Source organism: Erwinia sp. QL-Z3, from assembly GCF_004551645.1.
In the GTDB taxonomy this organism is placed as follows: domain Bacteria; phylum Pseudomonadota; class Gammaproteobacteria; order Enterobacterales; family Enterobacteriaceae; genus Erwinia; species Erwinia billingiae.
In genome coordinates this window covers 2,421,296-2,438,661 of the sequence record NZ_CP037950.1, presented here as the reverse complement: position 1 = coordinate 2,438,661, position 17,366 = coordinate 2,421,296, and the positions used below count along the sequence as shown (strand labels likewise).

The 17,366-nt window shown below is 58.8% G+C and carries 20 protein-coding genes; 7 read left to right on the top strand and 13 right to left on the bottom strand.

All coding sequences use genetic code 11. The features are described from left to right. The first annotated feature begins 58 nt into the window (after window positions 1-58). The gene (mtnA, locus tag E2F51_RS11795) at window positions 59-1,093 is read left to right on the top strand and encodes an S-methyl-5-thioribose-1-phosphate isomerase (RefSeq protein ID WP_013200908.1); all 1,035 of its coding nucleotides are present in this window, start codon (window positions 59-61) and stop codon (window positions 1,091-1,093) included. A gap of 52 nt (window positions 1,094-1,145) precedes the next feature. Here mtnA and E2F51_RS11790 read toward each other — a convergent pair whose 3' ends face one another. The 4 genes from E2F51_RS11790 to E2F51_RS11775 form a co-directional block, all read right to left on the bottom strand. Next, window positions 1,146-1,994, bottom strand: a complete 849-nt coding sequence (locus E2F51_RS11790) for an undecaprenyl-diphosphate phosphatase (RefSeq protein WP_134823539.1) — start codon at window positions 1,992-1,994, stop codon at window positions 1,146-1,148. A 259-nt stretch (window positions 1,995-2,253) separates the two neighbouring features. After that, window positions 2,254-2,796, bottom strand: coding sequence for an acireductone dioxygenase (locus E2F51_RS11785; protein ID WP_013200905.1), 543 nt, complete (start codon window positions 2,794-2,796; stop codon window positions 2,254-2,256). After that, window positions 2,793-3,482 (bottom strand): acireductone synthase, encoded by a 690-nt coding sequence (gene mtnC / locus E2F51_RS11780; RefSeq protein WP_013200904.1) that lies wholly within the window; start codon window positions 3,480-3,482, stop codon window positions 2,793-2,795. The genes E2F51_RS11785 and mtnC overlap by 4 nt, the downstream gene beginning before the upstream one ends. Next, the gene (locus tag E2F51_RS11775) at window positions 3,479-4,093 is read right to left on the bottom strand and encodes a methylthioribulose 1-phosphate dehydratase (RefSeq protein WP_134823538.1); all 615 of its coding nucleotides are present in this window, start codon (window positions 4,091-4,093) and stop codon (window positions 3,479-3,481) included. Before E2F51_RS11775 ends, mtnC begins: the two co-directional genes overlap by 4 nt. A gap of 150 nt (window positions 4,094-4,243) precedes the next feature. Here E2F51_RS11775 and E2F51_RS11770 point away from each other — a divergent pair, with 150 nt between their 5' ends. Both E2F51_RS11770 and E2F51_RS11765 read left to right on the top strand, forming a co-directional pair. Continuing rightward, the gene (locus E2F51_RS11770; protein WP_134823537.1) at window positions 4,244-5,404 is read left to right on the top strand and encodes a pyridoxal phosphate-dependent aminotransferase; all 1,161 of its coding nucleotides are present in this window, start codon (window positions 4,244-4,246) and stop codon (window positions 5,402-5,404) included. Beyond that, on the top strand, window positions 5,392-6,159 hold the full coding sequence (locus E2F51_RS11765) for an amidohydrolase (RefSeq protein WP_041691916.1): 768 nt from the start codon (window positions 5,392-5,394) through the stop codon (window positions 6,157-6,159). Before E2F51_RS11770 ends, E2F51_RS11765 begins: the two co-directional genes overlap by 13 nt. A 26-nt stretch (window positions 6,160-6,185) precedes the next feature. On the opposite strand, the gene uraH is transcribed toward E2F51_RS11765, so the two are convergent. From uraH to hpxU, 9 genes are all read right to left on the bottom strand, one after another. Beyond that, entirely contained in the window at window positions 6,186-6,521 is a 336-nt protein-coding gene (uraH, locus tag E2F51_RS11760; protein ID WP_134823536.1) for a hydroxyisourate hydrolase, read from the bottom strand. After that, window positions 6,518-7,012, bottom strand: coding sequence for a 2-oxo-4-hydroxy-4-carboxy-5-ureidoimidazoline decarboxylase (gene uraD / locus E2F51_RS11755; RefSeq protein ID WP_134823535.1), 495 nt, complete (start codon window positions 7,010-7,012; stop codon window positions 6,518-6,520). The genes uraH and uraD overlap by 4 nt, the downstream gene beginning before the upstream one ends. Next, complete coding sequence (gene hpxK / locus E2F51_RS11750) at window positions 7,009-8,277, bottom strand: allantoate amidohydrolase (protein WP_134823534.1); 1,269 nt, start codon at window positions 8,275-8,277, stop codon at window positions 7,009-7,011. Before hpxK ends, uraD begins: the two co-directional genes overlap by 4 nt. After that, window positions 8,277-9,515 (bottom strand): alanine--glyoxylate aminotransferase family protein, encoded by a 1,239-nt coding sequence (locus tag E2F51_RS11745; protein ID WP_134823533.1) that lies wholly within the window; start codon window positions 9,513-9,515, stop codon window positions 8,277-8,279. Before E2F51_RS11745 ends, hpxK begins: the two co-directional genes overlap by 1 nt. A 33-nt stretch (window positions 9,516-9,548) precedes the next feature. Further along, entirely contained in the window at window positions 9,549-10,286 is a 738-nt protein-coding gene (locus E2F51_RS11740) for an amino acid ABC transporter ATP-binding protein (RefSeq protein WP_134823532.1), read from the bottom strand. Then, window positions 10,267-10,923: an amino acid ABC transporter permease gene (locus E2F51_RS11735; protein ID WP_134823531.1), complete on the bottom strand. Its 657-nt coding sequence runs from the start codon at window positions 10,921-10,923 to the stop codon at window positions 10,267-10,269. The genes E2F51_RS11740 and E2F51_RS11735 overlap by 20 nt, the downstream gene beginning before the upstream one ends. Then, the gene (locus tag E2F51_RS11730) at window positions 10,920-11,588 is read right to left on the bottom strand and encodes an amino acid ABC transporter permease (protein WP_134823530.1); all 669 of its coding nucleotides are present in this window, start codon (window positions 11,586-11,588) and stop codon (window positions 10,920-10,922) included. The genes E2F51_RS11735 and E2F51_RS11730 overlap by 4 nt, the downstream gene beginning before the upstream one ends. Window positions 11,589-11,597: 9 nt before the next feature. Then, window positions 11,598-12,383: a transporter substrate-binding domain-containing protein gene (locus tag E2F51_RS11725; RefSeq protein WP_134823529.1), complete on the bottom strand. Its 786-nt coding sequence runs from the start codon at window positions 12,381-12,383 to the stop codon at window positions 11,598-11,600. 305 nt (window positions 12,384-12,688) lie between these two features. Continuing rightward, the gene (gene hpxU / locus E2F51_RS11720) at window positions 12,689-13,528 is read right to left on the bottom strand and encodes a MurR/RpiR family transcriptional regulator HpxU (RefSeq protein WP_013200892.1); all 840 of its coding nucleotides are present in this window, start codon (window positions 13,526-13,528) and stop codon (window positions 12,689-12,691) included. A 208-nt stretch (window positions 13,529-13,736) separates the two neighbouring features. Between hpxU and E2F51_RS11715 the strand changes: the two genes are divergently transcribed. The 4 genes from E2F51_RS11715 to hpxZ are packed head-to-tail and all read left to right on the top strand — an operon-like array spanning window position 13,737 to window position 17,304. Then, on the top strand, window positions 13,737-15,323 hold the full coding sequence (locus tag E2F51_RS11715; protein WP_134823528.1) for a gamma-glutamyltransferase family protein: 1,587 nt from the start codon (window positions 13,737-13,739) through the stop codon (window positions 15,321-15,323). Between the two features lie 12 nt (window positions 15,324-15,335). Then, window positions 15,336-15,524 (top strand): oxalurate catabolism protein HpxX, encoded by a 189-nt coding sequence (hpxX, locus tag E2F51_RS11710; protein WP_134823527.1) that lies wholly within the window; start codon window positions 15,336-15,338, stop codon window positions 15,522-15,524. Next, on the top strand, window positions 15,521-16,921 hold the full coding sequence (locus E2F51_RS11705; RefSeq protein ID WP_134823526.1) for an AtzE family amidohydrolase: 1,401 nt from the start codon (window positions 15,521-15,523) through the stop codon (window positions 16,919-16,921). Before hpxX ends, E2F51_RS11705 begins: the two co-directional genes overlap by 4 nt. Further along, window positions 16,921-17,304: an oxalurate catabolism protein HpxZ gene (gene hpxZ, locus E2F51_RS11700; RefSeq protein WP_134823525.1), complete on the top strand. Its 384-nt coding sequence runs from the start codon at window positions 16,921-16,923 to the stop codon at window positions 17,302-17,304. The genes E2F51_RS11705 and hpxZ overlap by 1 nt, the downstream gene beginning before the upstream one ends. The last annotated feature ends 62 nt before the right edge of the window (window positions 17,305-17,366 follow it).

Sequence of the window (17,366 nt, the reverse complement as noted above, 5' to 3'; positions counted from 1 at the left end):
CATCCGTTCCGCATGTTGGCACAATATGCCCTGATTACGCAACCAGGATTTAACCTTCATGCAGACACTGAGCACAACCAGCTTACAAGTTCGTGATAACCAGCTTTGGATCCTCGATCAGCAGGCGCTACCGCAAAAAAAAATCTGGTGCCCAACGCCAGACGTCGCTGAACTGGTTGGTCACATTAAAGCGTTGAGAGTGCGCGGTGCGCCGCTGATTGGCCTCTCCGCCAGCCTGCTGCTGGCCCTGTTAGCTGAAAACGGGCTGAGCAAAACCGAACTGGCCGAGGCGCTGGAGGTGTTGCGCGCATCACGGCCAACCGCCGTCAACCTGATGAACAATCTGGACCGCATGAAGCAGGCGTTAGCGCAGGAGAATTTTGTGACCGCGCTGACCTTTGAAGCCCTGCGCCTGGTGGAAGAAGACAAAGCCTTGTGTGACAACATTGCCACCGCTGGCGCGAAGTTGATTACGCCGGGCAGTCGCCTGCTGACCCACTGCAATACCGGTGGTCTGGCAACCGCAGGCGTGGGCACCGCGCTGGGGGTGATTTCGCGCGGCTGGCAGGAAGGCAACGTGGCGAACGTCTGGGTGGATGAAACCCGTCCGTTGTTGCAGGGCGGACGCCTGACCGCCTGGGAGCTGGGTGAGCTGGGCGTGCCGTACCGCCTGATTTGCGACAGCATGGCGGCCAGCCTGATGGCGCAGAAACAGGTTGATGCGATTTGGGTGGGTGCAGACCGCATTGCCGCCAATGGCGATGTGGCGAATAAAATCGGCACTTACAGCCTGGCGGTACTGGCGAACTATCACGGCATCCCGTTCTATGTTGCCGCGCCACATACCACGCTGGATCCCGCCTGCCCGGATGGCAGCGCAATACCTATCGAGCAGCGCGCGGCCAGTGAAGTGACCGGCGTTGCGGGCAGTTTTGGTGACGTGCAGTGGGCACCGGAAGATGCGCAGGTTTACAACCCGGCATTCGATGTGACGCCTGCGGCGTTGATCAGCGGTTGGGTGCTGGATACGGGTGTGGTCACGCCTGCACAGGTTGAGGCGGGCATTTTCCAGCCTTCCCGCCCGACCGCGTAACATTGCCCCTTTGCCATCCGCTGCTGGCAAAGGGGATTTCTGTGCGTGGCGATTAGCCAAACACCCCCACCACCACGGCGGCCAACAGGCAGTAGCCGCCAAACAGGTGCCATCTGCCGTGTTCAAGCCAGCGTGAAAGCCAACGCAGCGCCAGCAAACCGGACAGGAAGCTGAACACCATCCCCACCAGCGACGGCACCAGGATCCCGCTCATCGCCCCATGACCACCGGCAGCAGCGGCCTGCCCACCGTGCTGATAGACCCTGACCACTTCCTTAATAATCACCGGCGGCGTTAACGCTACCGCCAGCGCAAAGCTGAACTCTTCCGCCCGTTTGCGGGACACGCCAGACGCCATCCCGGCCGAAATCGTCGCACCGGAACGCGAAAAACCGCGAAACGGCAGGCAGAGTCCCTGAACGATACCGACGATCATCGCGCTCTTTGGGCTCAGCTCGCCGTCTTTATTCTCTTTCTGTCTGGACGAATAGAGGATCAACAGCCCCGCCGCCGCCAGTCCTCCCGCAATCAGTTTGGTATTACTGAACAGCTGTTCGATTTCAAAGTCCGGCGCATTTTTGGCATACAGCGCGGTAATCACTTTTAATAACAGCAGCCCGACAATGCCGGTACACAGGCTGGCTAAAAATATCAGCAGCATATTCTTTTTAAATGCCCGAACTGAGCTGAAATAGGTTTCTACCCAACTCTTCCAGAAATACACAATCACCGCAAACATGGTTCCGGCGTGAAGCATCACCAGGAGCAACGTCATATCCGGGGCGGAAGGATCCAGCCCCAATAACTTCTCGGTCATGATCACGTGAGCCGAGCTGGACACCGGCAGCAGTTCTGCCAGCCCCTGCACGACGGCCAGCAGCAGTACATGGAATAAGCTCAAGACATTCTCCCTCTGTGAAATAAAGATGACGTTTTCATGGCAGGCAAATGCCCACAAAAAATAAACAACGACCCTTAAATTATCACAGCGGTTTTTTTCTGCTCCTGAGCTAAATCTTATTCACCCGGCACGTTTAACTCCCGGCTAGGTTGGCGGCCCGAATTAAGAAACGACCTGGGCGAAGTCCCAATGGCATGGTGAAATGATAGTAAGAATAAAGCGGGCGAAAGCTGCTTTCGCCCCTATTCTTTACCGCGAGTTAAGGCAGACGCGGATAGGCATCCGCGATGGTGTCGCCGGTGAAATTGGCGATCCACCCTTCCTGATTATCGAAAATACGGATGGCGGTGAAATGCGGGGATGACCCCATATCAAACCAGTGCGGCGTGCCGGCGGGCACGGAAATCAGATCGTTCTTCTCGCAAAGGATCTGATAAATGTGCCCATCCAGATGCAGGCAGAACAAGCCCGCGCCTTCGACAAAGAAACGCACTTCATCTTCGCCATGCGTATGCTCGGACAGAAACTTGCCGCGCAGAACCTCTTTCTGTGGATTGTCGGCACGCATGCTGATCACGTCCCAACTCTGATAGCCTTTTTCAGCCACCAGCTTGTCGATGGCGTGTTGATAGGCGTTAATCACCGTTTCCGCTGCCGGGTTTTCGCCCAGATCGCGGTCGGCTTCCCAGCGCTCGAAACGCACGTCTTTGGCGTTCAGCCGCTGGCGGATCTCTTCAGCATCGGTGCTGTGCCACACGGGGGTGGTCGCTTCGCTGTCAGTAAAAATAGTCAGTGCACTCATGAGGAAAACAGCTCCAGGTTGATCTGATCAAAACGGTTTACCTGACGATGGCGGCTTTCGGCATCCGCTTCGCCGCGTAGTAACTGCACGGTGTTCCAGCCCGCATCCTGTGCGGCATCCAGCTCCTGGTGTATATCGGACAAAAACAGCAGCTCATGCGCTGGCAGGCCAATCTCTGCCGCGATATTGCGGTAAGACTGCACGTCACGTTTGGCGCCAACATGGGTATCAAAATAGCCGCTGAATAAGCTAGTGATATCACCCTCATCGCTGTAGCCAAATAATAATTTCTGCGCGGCAACCGAGCCTGAGGAATAAATATAGAGATCAACGTCTTGCTGCTTCCATTTTTCCAGGGCTGGCAATACGTCCGGGTACAGGTGGCCAGTGAAGCTGCCGCTAACATAGCCATCGTGCCAGACCATGCCCTGGAGGGCTTTCAACGCCGTGGATTTCCGGTCTTCATCCATAAAGCCAAACAGCGCGGCGATCAGTTCATCGACCGTGGCCTGCGGCTGAGCCAGTTCGGCACGCAGATCGGTTAAGGCTTGCGCCACGTCTTCGCGGTGCTGGAACGCGGTGATAAATGCCGGCAGATTCTCGCGGGCATAGGGGAACAAGACGTTATGAACAAAGCGAATATCGCTGGTCGTTCCTTCAATATCGGTGATAATCGCGCGGATCATTTGGCCTCCAGCACACGACGTTGTAATTCACACTGGAACAGGAATTCCAGACCTTCAAGATGGCGACGTGCTTCATTGACATCCTTTCCCCAGCAGGTCAGCCCGTGGCCACGCAGTAAAAAGCCGTACCGCAGCGGCGTCTGTTCGGCAAACTGCGCAATCCGCACCGCCAGAGCATCAATATCCTGATCGTTATCGAACAGCGCAATCGGCAAGGCATCAAGGTGCGAGGTCTGCCCGGCGAGGGTTTTCTGCATTTCATAGCCCTGCAACACTAATGCGGCGCCCTTCTCAACCCGGGAAAGTACCGTGGCGTTGACGGTATGGGTATGCAGCACGGCGCCGGCCTCAGGAAACAGGCGATAGATTAAGGTATGAAGCCCGGTTTCCGCCGACGGTTTGCGCCCTGATGGCACCTGATTGCTGGCGATATCCACCTGGATAAAGTCGTCACGCGTCAACGCGCCTTTATCTTTGCCCGATTCACTCAGCAGGCAGTATTCACGGTCCTGACGCACCGACATATTGCCGCCGGTTGCCGGTGCCCACCCTTTTGCACCGATCCAGTGGCAGGCCGCCACCAACTGATCCAACTGCGGGGTTATGCTCATACCTTTCCTTATAGAGCCGGTTATTTTCCGGCCATTTAGTGGCATTTAGACGTCTAAGCGTCTCGATTGCCAAATAGTAGCATCGACGCTATAGTGGCAGCAACACAGGGTTAACACATCATAAAAACCGTTATTCAAGGGTTAACATTCATGAGCCAGACTCCACGCGTTCCCGAGAGCAAACTGCCTGCTCTGGGCACCACCATCTTCACGCAAATGAGCGCCCTGGCGCAGCAGCACAACGCCATCAATCTGTCGCAGGGTTTCCCTGATTTCGACGGCCCGGACTATCTGAAAGCCCGCCTGGCGCACCATGTCAGCCAGGGTGCGAATCAGTATGCGCCGATGAGCGGCGTCCAGCCGCTGCGTGATGCCATTGCGGCCAAAACCGCCGAGCTGTATGGCTACCAGCCTGACAGCAACAGTGAAGTGACGGTGACCTCTGGCGCAACCGAAGCGCTGTATGCGGCGATCACCGCGCTGGTGCGTCCGGGTGATGAAGTGATCTGTTTCGACCCAAGCTATGACAGCTATGCCCCGGCGGTGACGCTGGCCGGTGGCGTGATGAAACGCATCGCGCTGCAGCCGCCGGCATTCCGCGTCGACTGGCAGGCGTTCTCTGCCCTGCTGTCACCACGGACCCGACTGGTGATCCTGAATACGCCGCACAACCCTTCCGCCACCGTCTGGCAGAAAAGCGATTTTGAGTCGCTGTGGCAGGCAGTAAAAGCGCAGGAAATCTATGTGCTGAGTGACGAAGTGTATGAGCACATCTGCTTCGATCCGAACGGTCATGCCAGCGTGCTGGCGCATGCCGAGCTGCGCGAGCGGGCGATTGCCGTGTCGTCATTTGGTAAGACCTTCCATATGACCGGCTGGAAAGTGGGTTACTGCGTGGCCCCGGCGGCGCTGACGGCGGAAGTGCGTAAGGTGCATCAGTACCTGACGTTCTCGGTGAACACCCCGGCGCAGCTGGCGATCGCCGATATGCTGACCGCACAGCCTGAGCATTACCGCGAGCTGCCGGATTTCTATCGTACCCGTCGCGATGTGTTCGTGCAGGCGCTGGCCAAAAGCCGCCTGGAAGTGCTGCCTTGTGAAGGCACCTATTTCCTGCTGGCCGATTACAGTGCGGTCTCAGACCTCAACGACGTCGAATTCTGTCAGTGGCTGACAAAGGAAGTGGGCGTAGCCGCCATTCCGCTGTCGGTGTTCTGTGCGGATGCCTTCCCCCATAAACTGATCCGCCTGTGCTTCGCCAAACAGGAAGCCACGCTGATTGCTGCTGCGGAGCGCCTGTGTCAACTTTAAACCTGACGGTATTACAGCAACCGCTGGTGTGGATGGATGGCGAAGCGAACCTCGCCTTTTTCGACACCCTGTTAGCGGACCTGCAGGGCAAGGATCTGATTATCCTGCCGGAAATGTTCACCACCGGCTTCGCGATGGAAGCGGCCAAAAGCTCGCTGCCGCAGGCGCGGGTGATCGAATGGCTGCAGGCGAAGGCGAAAGCCACCAAGGCCATGGTCGGCGGCAGCGCGGCGATTCAGACCGAAAAAGGCGCGGTGAATCGCTTCCTGCTGGTTGAGCCGGAAGGCAAGGTTCACCACTACGATAAACGTCACCTGTTCCGTATGGCCGATGAACATCATCACTATCTGGCCGGCGATCGCCGTGAAATCATTGAATGGCGCGGCTGGCGTATTCTGCCGCAGGTTTGCTACGACCTGCGTTTCCCGGTGTTTTCCCGCAACAGCAACGATTATGACCTGGCGCTGTACGTCGCCAACTGGCCTGCTCCGCGTGCCGCGCACTGGCAGGCGTTGCTGCTGGCGCGCGCAATTGAAAACCAGGCGTATATCGCCGGATGCAATCGCGTCGGCACCGATGGCAATAACCATCAGTACAGCGGCGACAGCCGGATTATCAGCCCACAGGGTGAAATCCTGTCGGCCGGCGAAGCCCATCAGCCAGCCATTCTGAATGCCGAGCTGTCGCTGGAGAACCTGCGCGAATATCGCGAGAGATTCCCCGCGTGGCGCGATGCCGACGCCTTTAGCCTGTAAGCGGTACGCGAGTAACGCGTGCTGACTCAGCTACCGCGGTAAGTGGACCACGACCAGGGTGAAATCAGGAAAGGCAGATGGTAATGCCCACCCTGTTCGGGCAATACGAAGTCAATTTGCGCGCTGGCATACAGCGTTTCGCGGCCGCTGGCGGCAAAGAAGCTGGCGATGTCGGCCACCAGCCGATACTGGCCCGCGCCCACACCTTGCGGGGTTAAATCCTTGATACGGCCGTCAGCATCGGTACTGCCTTTGCTGACCGGCTGCCAGCCGTTGCTGCCGTGCTGCTCCAGTGAAATCGACACGCCGGTGGCCGGTTTGCCTTCGGCGGTGTCCAGCACATGCGTGGTAATGGTGTTCATGCAAAAGTCTCCTTCAAACGCAGCAGCGTAATTTCACGCAGTTGCTGCAGGGCTTCCTGCTGCTCCTGCTGCGGATCGTTCGCCAGCCGCCGGACCAGCTCTGAGAGCATCTCTTCGCCGCTGCGGCCTTTCGCGCGGATCAAAAAGACCCGGCCAAATTGTTCTTCATAGGCGGCATTGCCCGCCTGAAGGGCCTGTTTAAGCGCCAGATCGTCTGCGTTAACGCTCGACTGCTCGCCACGGGAAAGCGTGGCTTCTTTGCCTGTTCCCTGCGCTTTTTCACCAATGCGGGGATGGGCAGCCAGCGCCTGGTTGAGCGCCTGCGCGTCCCACTCTCCGGCCAGTGCATTAGCGGTGGTCAGTAGCGATGCCAGTGACGCAAACGGTCTGGCGGCCACCAGTGCCTCAGACCAGTCGTCAATCGCCACGCAGTGCGCAATCTGCTGCTTCGCGTCCGCTACCGGGGCCTGATTAAACTGTTCAAGGCTCATTTCACGCCTCCCGACGCCACGTCAAACACCACCCGGGTATACGCCTGAATCGCCTGCGCCACATCCTTTTCCATCACCGCTTCGGCGGGATGATGGCTGATGCCGCGATCGTTACGGACGAACAGCATGCCCACCGGCCAGCGTTCGGCAATGGCGATGGCGTCGTGCCCTGCGCCGCTCGGTAATGAGATGCTACGGCCCTGCACGCCGGAAACGGCGCGGCTTAACGCCGCCTGCAGGCCATCATCACAGCGCGTCGCCGGGATATGATAATACTCTTCGGCGCTGAAGGTCAGCCCACGGCGCAGCGCAATGGCTTCGGCCTGGGTCAGCAGATCGGACAGCAGTTCCGCCAGCGGCAGATCTTCCGGCCCACGCACATCCAGCGTCAGGGCAACGTCGCCCGGAATCACGTTTACCGCGCCAGGTGAACACTGAAGCGTGCCCACCGTCGCCACCAGCTGAGGGCTGTGTTTCGGCGTGGTCTGCTCGATAAACACCATCCATTCGGCCGCCGCCGCCAGCGCGTCTTTGCGGTGCGACATCGGCACCGTGCCGGCATGACCGGCTTCGCCGACAAACTGGCAGTTCAGACGGCGGGCACCGTTGATCGCCGTGACCACGCCCAGCGCCAGGTCTTCCTGCTCCAGACAGGGTCCCTGTTCAATATGCAGTTCCAGATAGGCGACAATCTCGCTGACATCGCGGGCCGCCTGCTGGATTTTTTCACCGTCCAGCCCGATATCAGCCATCGCCTGGGCGACGGTAATGCTGTTGCCATCCGGATGGGTGACCCAGCTTTCCGGCCAGGTGCCGGTAATGCCACGGCTGCCGAGCAGGGTGATGCCGAAACGGGTGCCTTCTTCATCGCCAAAGCCGACGATTTCAATCGCCAGCGGCAGACGTTGCTGCTGTTGATGCAGCGCCTGCACGGTTTCGATGGCGGTCAGGACGCCCAGCATGCCGTCATAGCGGCCCGCATTGCGTACGGTATCGAGGTGCGATCCCAGCAGCAGCGCCTGCGCGCCGGTTTCCAGCCCTTCGTAGCGTCCGCAGATATTGCCGACGCTATCCTGCCAGACGCGCATCCCAGCTTCGCGCATCCACTCGCCCACCAGCGCATTCGCCTGCATATGCTCAGGTGACAGGTAAACGCGCGTCAGCATGCCGGGCGTTTCGCTGATCTCCGCCAGCCGATCGCAACGCGACATCACCCGGGCGGCCGCCTGCGCCGCACTGGCGGCATTCATCAGGCCGTCGCTCATCAGTTGCTCCCGTTGGCGTAATGATCCCAGGCGGACTGCATCGCCGCGCCCTGCGGGGTTTTGTAGCCCAGATGGGTCAGCACTGATTCCAGCGCGCTGAGGGTTTGCATCACGCAGTCTTTACGCGCGTTGTAGCCCATGGTGCCAATGCGCCAGACTTTGCCGTGCAGCGGACCAAACGAGGTGCCGATCTCGATGCCGAAGTCTTCCAGCATCAGCTTACGCGCCTGGTCGCCGTTGATACCTTCCGGGATCACCACGCCCAGCACGTTGTTCATTTTGTGTTTCAGGTTGCCGAAGGTGGCGAGGCCCATCCCCTGAATGCCTTTCAGCATCGCATCGCCATGCAGCTTGTGGCGGGCGATGCCGTTATCGAGGCCTTCCTGCAGGATCAGACGCGCGCACTCACGCGCACCGAACAGCGCGCTGGTGGCTTCGGTGTGGTGGTTTAACCGCTCCGGTCCCCAGTAATCCATGATCATCCCGAGATCGAAATAGTTTGAGTAGATCATCTCGTCATCGCCGTCCTGATGGGCCGCGGTACGAATGCCTTCCTCAACGCATTTGCGCTTGCGGATCGCCGCTTCCATCTCCGCGCTTAAGGTCACTGGCGAGGTGCCCGAAGGGCCGCCAAGACACTTCTGCATGCCCGCAGAGACCGCATCCAGTCCCCAGGCATCGGTTTCCAGCGCGTTACCGGCAAACGACGCCGTGGCATCGGTGTAGAACAGCACGCCGTATTTTTTACAGATTGCGCCCAGTTCTTCCAGCGGTTGCAGCATGGTGGTCGAGGTATCGCCCTGCACGGTCAGCAGCAGGCGCGGTTTCACTTTTTTGATCGCGTCTTCGATCTGATCCGGCGTGAAGACTTCACCCCAGGGCACTTCAATGGTGTGCACTTCTGCCCGGCAGCGACGGGCGATCTCACACAGCAGATGGCCAAAGCGGCCAAATACCGGCACCAGCACCTTATCGCCAGGGCGGATCGCCGACAGCAGGATCGCTTCGATCCCGGCGCGTGAGGTGCCGTCGATCAGCAGGGTCCATTTGTTTTTGGTGCGAAACACGCCGCGATACAGTTCCATCACTTCATTCATGTAATGGGTCATCGCCGGATCGTACTGTCCCAGCAGCTGGCTGGACATCGCGCGCAGCACGCGCGGATCGGCATTGATCGGTCCCGGCCCCATCAACAGGCGTTGTGGCGGGTTAATCTGTGGGTATTTGGTGATATCCATCTGCTCTTTCCTTTTTGGTCTGAACCGGCGCGGTTAACTTAAGCCACGCACCGAGGAGATAAATTGTTTAAGTTCCTGCGTCTGCGGATTGGCGAACAGGCTTTTGCTGTCGCCCTGCTCCCAGACCCGCCCCTGATGCATAAACACCACGCGGTCGCCCACTTCACGGGCAAAGTTCATTTCGTGGGTCACCAGGATTAAGGTCATGCCTTCTTTGGCTAACTGCTCCAGTACCTTCAGCACTTCGCCCACCAGCTCCGGATCCAGCGCCGAGGTGATTTCATCACACAGCAGCACTTTCGGCGTCATGGCCAGCGCACGGGCAATCGCCACGCGCTGCTGCTGTCCGCCTGACAGGTTGGCCGGGAAGTAATCCATACGGTCGCCCAGGCCGACTTTTTCCAGCATCTGGGCGGCCAGCGCGCGACAGTCCGCTTCACTCTTTTTCAATACGCGGCGCGGGGCCAGCATCACGTTTTCCAGCGCGGTCATATGCGGGAACAGGTTGAAGTTCTGGAACACCATGCCGATTGAACTGCTGATTTCACGCGCCTGTGAATCGCGGTTGGTGATGGTCATGCCACCCAGCTTGATGCTGCCTTCCTGATAGCCTTCCAGTCCGTTCATACAGCGCAGCAAGGTACTTTTGCCCGAGCCGCTGCGGCCGATAATGGAGATCACTTGCCCCATATCGATATCGAGATCCACGCCTTTCAGCACGTGGTTCTCGCCATAATATTTCTGCACCTGATTAATGGTGATGAGCGGCATTGAATTTCTTCTCCAGGTACTGGCTGTAACGGGACAGCGGATAACACATCAGGAAGTAGCCCAGCGCTACCAGCCCGAAAACTTTGAACGGTTGATAGGTGACGTTATTCAGGATGGTGCCGGCTTTGGTCAGCTCGATAAAACCGATAATCGAGGCCAGCGCGGTGCCTTTGATCACCTGAACGGCAAAGCCGACGGTGGGCGCAATGCCAATCCGCAACGCCTGCGGTAATACCACGCGAAATAAGGTCTGACCAAAGTTCAGGCCCAGACAGCGTGAGGCTTCCCATTGCCCTTTTGGCAGCGCCAGAATGCTGCCGTGCCAGATAGCCACCAGAAACGCGCTGGTGTAAAAGGTTAACGCCAGCGAGGCCGCGGTCCATGGGGACACATCAATGCCAAATAACGCCACGCCAAAGAACGCCAGGAACAGCTGCATCAGCAGCGGCGTGCCCTGAAACAGTTCGATGTAGCCGCGGATCAGGCGGTTCGGCCAGCGGCGGCGGGTTAATCGCACCATCACCAGCGGTAACGCGACCACCGTGCCGCCAAAGAACGCGGTCAGCGACAGTAAAATCGTCCAGCGGGCAGCCAGCAGCAAATTGCGCAGGATGTCCCAATCGGTAAAGGTATTCATCCCTGGGCGCTCCCTAACCATTTACGGCCTGCGGCCAGCAACAGCTGACGCATCACAATCGACAACGCCAGATAGATCAGCGTGGTCACCAGATAGACTTCAAAACTTAAAAACGTGCGCGACTGGATCAGGTTGGCGGCAAAGGTCAGCTCTTCATAAGAGACCTGCGACACCACCGACGAGCCAAGCATCACGATAATGCACTGGCTGACCAGTGCCGGGTAAATGCGCTTCAGCGACGGCGGCAGTACCACCCGCATAAAGGTTTGCAGTCGGGTTAAGCCCAACACGCGGCCGGCTTCCCACTGCCCTTTCGGCGTTACCTGAATGCCGGCGCGGATAATCTCGGTGCTGTATGCGCCGAGGTTAATCAGCATCGCCAGCAGCGCCGCCTCGCCAGCGGTCAGCTTCAGCCCCAGATTTGGCAGGCCAAAAACGATAAAGAACAGCTGAACCACAAACGGCGTGTTGCGGATAAGCTCGACATAGACGCCCCACAGGCGACTCACCAGCGAGGGCTTGCCGCTACGCAGCGCGGCGCCGAGGATCCCCAGCGAGACGCCACCCACGGTGGCCAGTACGGTCAGCTGGATGGTGACCCACAGGCCGGAAAGCAGTTCCGGCCAGTAGGGCCAAAGAGCGGGAAAGTTCAGTTGCCCAATCATTGCCTGCCCTTACGCGCCCAGATCTGCAGGCAGTGGCGCTTTCAACCACTCTTCAGACAGACCGTTCAGCGTTTTGTCTTTGATCGCCTGCTCAATCAGCGCGTCGACTTTGGTTTTCAGTGCCGGCTCATCTTTACGCATGCCGATAAAGCACGGTGAATCTTTCAGCATAAATTTCGCCACCGGCGCTTTGTCGGCATTCTGGCGGGCAATCGCCGCCACCACCAGGTTGCCGGTCGCCACGTACTGCACCTGACCCGACAGATAGGCAGATAGCGTGGTGTTGTTATCTTCATAACGCTTCAGCTGGGTGTCTTTCGGTGCCACGTCGGTCAGCACCATGTCTTCCACCGCACCGCGCGTCACGCCAATGGTTTTGCCGCTCAACGCCGCAGCATCTTTCAACTGCGCGTCTTTCGGTCCAAACACCCCGAGGAAGAACGGTGCATAGGCCCGGCTGAAGGCGATAACTTTCTCACGCTCCGGGTTTTTACCCATGCTGGAGATCACCAGATCCACCTTGTCGGTCTGCAGATAAGGCACGCGGTTGGCGCTGGTCACCGGCACCAGCTGCAACTTAAGTTTCATCTGCTTCGCCAAGTATTTCGCCATATCAATGTCGTAGCCCTGCGGCTGCAAATCGGTGCCGACTGAGCCAAACGGCGGGAAGTCCTGAGGAACGGCCACGCGCAGAACGCCACGTTTTTCAATGTCCTGCAGCTGATCGGCCATTGCATGCGTCACCTGCGTCAACATCAGTGCCGCGCCAAGCATTGCCAGTATTGCTTTCTTCATTAGGTGTTCCCCGAGTAATAAAACATGAAACGAAAGATTCTTGAATAATTTATCTGCAACTAATGTGCCAGCGAGAATAAAAGGCGGAGAATTTTTTGCGGCGGCGAGCCGCGTGCAGGATCGCGGGGAAGATCGGGCGATAAAAACCGCGTTGAAACCGGAAGTTAAGGTTTTAGTGGCAGTAATTTGCCAGGCAATCGTTTGCTATTGCGCCAGAAGCCCGCGTGAATCGGGCGGGTATGATGAAAGGGTTTAGCGATGGGCCAGCGCCCTATAAACAGGCAAAGCACCAAAATGGTGCCCCATTAGCGCTGTTCCAGCTCGTCCAGATGGCTGTAAAGGTCGGCGATTTGATGAATGCGCTGGCGTCCTTCGGTTAAAAGTTCATGCAGCACGGCATTGGCCAGCAGGTTGATTAAGCTGTTGGCCGAGGCGTAGCTGTCAAAGGCGGAAACGCTGTCCAGCGGAGCGCAAAGCTGCCAGCGGGCCAGCGCAATAATGGCCTGCGCCTGCGGTTCACAGATCACCAGCGTGGGGATGCCATCATGCTGCAGCTGTTGCAGTAACGGCTTGATAATACGGGGACGGCGACGGAAGGCCAGCACCACCACCATATCCTCCTGCGTCACTTCCACCAGCTCTTCAGACAGCGTCTGGCCTGGCTGCGGCAGCACCTGAATGCCGCCCCGCGCCTGCAGTAACTGCTGGCGGAAGTGCAGCGCCACCGGATAGGCGTTGCGCAGCCCGACCACAAATACGCGCTTGCTGTTGGCCAGATGCTGAACCACTTCACCAAACTGAGCGGTATCCACCTCGTTAACCCACTGGGTGAGATTGGCCATCTCCTGCTTGTAGTGGCGGGCCAGCAGCGTGTTGCCCTGCACGGCGTCACGGTTGTCGGTTAACGGCATCCCGCTTTGACGCAGCGTGCGCAGTTCATCGCGCATATCCTTATATTTTTCATAGCCTAAGCGCTTGAACAGGCGGCTGACCGTCGCCTTTGATACGCCGCTCAGGCGGGCCAGCTCGGCGCTGTTGTAGCTGATCAAATCATCAAAGTGATCGAAAACAAAATCCCCTACCCGTTGCTCCTGCGGCGAGAGCTGCGGATAGTGACTTCTGAGACGTTCATCGAGCTGCTTCATGGTATTGACCTTGTAACTTTTGTTTCAGAGAACCTAACATATACAAATAACGTGCCCATCCGGGGAAGTCATTCTGCCGTCAGACGAGAAATTTGTCTCTCTCTTCCGCGCCGGCCGGCAGTTTTCCACGCTTAAGCGCCCTGATCCTGAAAAACTGGAACATCTCTTGCTTCCTTGTTCCCCTGTAACCCTAAAAAAAGAGACTGGAATGATTCAGAGTAATATCGCCCCGCTGGGCATGGCCGTGGCGCCGCACCATCTGGCAAGTGAAAGCGCGCTGGCCGTCTTACGCGAAGGCGGCAATGCCATTGAAGCGATGGTGGCCGCCGCCGCGACCATTGCCGTGGTCTACCCGCACATGAATGGATTGGGCGGAGACGGCTTCTGGTTGATCGTGCCACCAAAGGGTGACCCGATTGCCATCGACGCCAGCGGCGCTGCCGGTTCGCTCGCCGATCGCGCGTTCTACGAGGGCCTCGCGTCGATTCCGCATCGTGGCCCTAAAGCGGCGCTGACCGTGGCCGGCACCGTCAGCGGTTGGGCTGAAGCGTTAACGATTTCAGCCGAGTTTGGCGGCACGCCCACCCCGGTTGCGCGGTTACTGGCCGATGCCATCCGTTATGCTGCCGATGGCATTCCCGTCACCCAGTCACAGTCTGCCGCCACCGAAAGCAAATACCATGAGCTGGCGAAGCAGCCTGGCTTCGCTCACACCTACCTGCCGGATGGCGAAGTGCCGAAAGCGGGTAGCCGCTTCACCCAGCCGGAGCTGGCGAATACCCTCAGCCTGCTGACGGAAGACGGGCTGGAGAGTTTTTATCGCGGTCCGCTGGCCAATAAGCTGGCCAGCGAGATGTCGCGCCTGGGGATGCCGGTCACCCTGGAAGACCTGAATAATCACCGCGCTAAGCGCCGGGTACCGCTGCGTATTCAGCATGAGTATGGCGAGGTCTACAATATGACGCCGCCAACCCAGGGGCTGGTGTCTCTGGCGATCCTTGGCATTACCGACCGCTTAAATATGGCGGAAGCCGATGAAGCCCAGACCGTGCACCGCATTGTCGAAGCGACCAAACTCGCCTTCAGCCTGCGCGATCGCTACATCACCGACCCGCTGCATATGCGCGAAGAGATGCAGGCGCTGCTGGATTCCGACGTGCTGGCCACCCTGGCGAACCAGGTCGATGAGCAGAAAGCCGCGCCCTGGGGAACGGGCAAAGGTCCGGGCGACACCGTGTGGAGGGGCGTGATGGACAGCAGCGGCATGGCCGTGTCATTTATACAGAGCATTTATCACGAGTTTGGCAGCGGCGTGGTGCTGCCCGACACCGGCATTACCTGGCAGAACCGCGGCGCGGCATTCAGCCTCGATCCTGACCATCTGTTAACGCTGATGCCCGGCAAACAGCCGTTCCATACGCTGAATCCTGCCGCCGCGCGCCTGAATGATGGCCGCACCATGGTGTATGGGTCGATGGGCGGAGATGGACAGCCGCAAACGCAGGCCGCCATTTTCACCCGTCACGTGGTTCAGGGGATGCCGCTTCAGCAGTGCATCAGCGCACCGCGCTGGCTGCTCGGCCGCACCTGGGGCCAGGCCTCCGATTCACTGAAGCTGGAAAGCCGCTTTTCCGAACACACCTTTGCACAACTTCGCGCGTTGGGTCACGACGTTGAAGCGCTGCCCGATTACAGCGAGGCCGTTGGTCACGCCGGCGCCATCGTCCGTCATACCAACGGCATGCTGGAAGGGGCATGTGACCCAAGAAGCAACGGCAGCGCTGCCGGTTTTTAACAGGAGAGGATCATGAAGCAAACTTCGCCCGACTGGGCAGCCTACGTGGCACAAATGGAACAGGTTCTGGGCGTGCCGCTGGACGAGCAGCGACGTGCCGAACTGTTAGTGCAGTTTACCCGCATCGCCGGAATGGCCGCCCCGTTGATGGCGTTCCCGCTGGATGATCGTCTGGAAGTGGCAGGAGTGTATCAAGCATGAATCCGGCCTCATTATCCATTACCGACATTCAGGGCGCGCTGGCGAAAGGCGAGCTCAGCGCCCGCGAAATCGCGCAGCAGACGCTGAGTCATATTGAAGCGGCCAACCCGGCGATCAACGCCTGGACGGAAGTGACGCAGGATCGCATGCTGAACGAAGCCGATCGCCTCGATCGTCTGCGTAAAGAAGGCCGTGCGCTCCCGCCGCTGGCCGCGGTGCCGTATGCGGTGAAAAATCTGTTTGATGTTGCCGGGCACGCCACCCTCGCCGGTGCCAGCCTGTTCAGCGATCGTCAGCCGGCAAAACAGGATGGCTTTGCGGTGAATAAACTGAGCGAATCCGGCGCCCTGCTCTCCGGCATGCTGAATATGGATGCCTATGCCTACGGTTTCACCACCGAGAACACCCATTATGGCGCGACCAAAAACCCCCGCGATCTGCAGCGGATCGCGGGCGGATCGTCCGGCGGTTCCGCTGCCGCCGTTGCGGCAGGTCTGGTTAACTTTTCGCTGGGCACCGACACCAACGGTTCGATCCGCGTACCGGCTTCGCTGTGTGGCATTTTTGGCCTGAAACCGACCTTCGGTCGCCTGTCCCGCAGCGGCAGCCATCCGTTTGTCGCCAGTCTGGATCACATCGGTCCGTTTGCCCGTTCGGTGGAAGACCTGGCGGTCGTCTACGACGTGCTGCAGGGACGCGATGTGCAGGACAGCTTCCAGGCGGAGAAAGCCATTCATCCCGCCCATCGCCTGCTTGAGCATGGCCTTGAAGGCCTGCGCTGCGGCGTGCTGGGCGGCTATTTCCAGACCTGGTGCAGTGAAGACGCCCGCGCGGCGGTCGCGGTTGCGGCTAACGCATTGCACGCGCAGGATGAAGTGCTGTTCCCGGAAGCGGAGCTGGCGCGTACTGCCGCGTTTATCATTACCGCCTCTGAGGGCGGCAACCACTATCTCCCGGCGCTGCGTACCCAGCCTGGACGCTTTGAACCGCTGTCGCGCGAGCGTTTACTGGCTGGTGCGATGATCCCGTCGGCCTGGTACGTGCAGGCGCAGCGGTTCCGTCATCACTTTAAGCAGCAGATCCTGCCGCTGTTTGAGCAGTTCGACGTGCTGATCGCGCCCGCGACGCCAACTACCGCAACGCTTATCGGCCAGGAAACTATGCACATCAATGGCACCGATCTGCCGATCCGCGCCAGCATGGGTATGCTGACGCAGCCGATCTCCTTCCTCGGCTTGCCGGTGACCACCGTGCCGCTGCAAACGCCGGGCGGTTTACCGATCGGTCTGCAGCTGATTGCGGCACCGTTCAAAGAAGAGGCCTGTCTGCGTGCCGCATGGGCACTGGAAAAAATGGGCATTGCGCAAGCAGCCCCCGTCAACGTGAGCGCAAACTAATGAAGAGTGAATATATCGATCGCCCGGCGATTCTGGCTGAAGTCACCACCGCGTTTTACCGCTATGAAGAAGCCCTGATCAGCAATGATACTGGGGTGCTGGATGAGCTGTTCTGGCATGACGATCGCACCGTGCGTTTGGGTGCCGGTGAGAATCTGTATGGCATTGAGGAGATCAGAGAATATCGCGCGTCACGGCCGTCAGCCGGCTTGAACCGCGATCTGCGCAATACGGTGATCACCACCTTTGGCGAAGATTATGCGGTGTGTAGCACCGAATTCACCCGCGAAGGAACGGATAAAATTGGCCGTCAGCAACAGACCTGGGTCAAGCTGCCGTGCGGCTGGCGCATCGTGGCCGCGCAGGTCAGTTTGATGGTATAAAGCAGGCGAATCCGGGCCGGATGTAACCATCTGGCCCGGATAGCCGATCCCGGTGGCCCGAT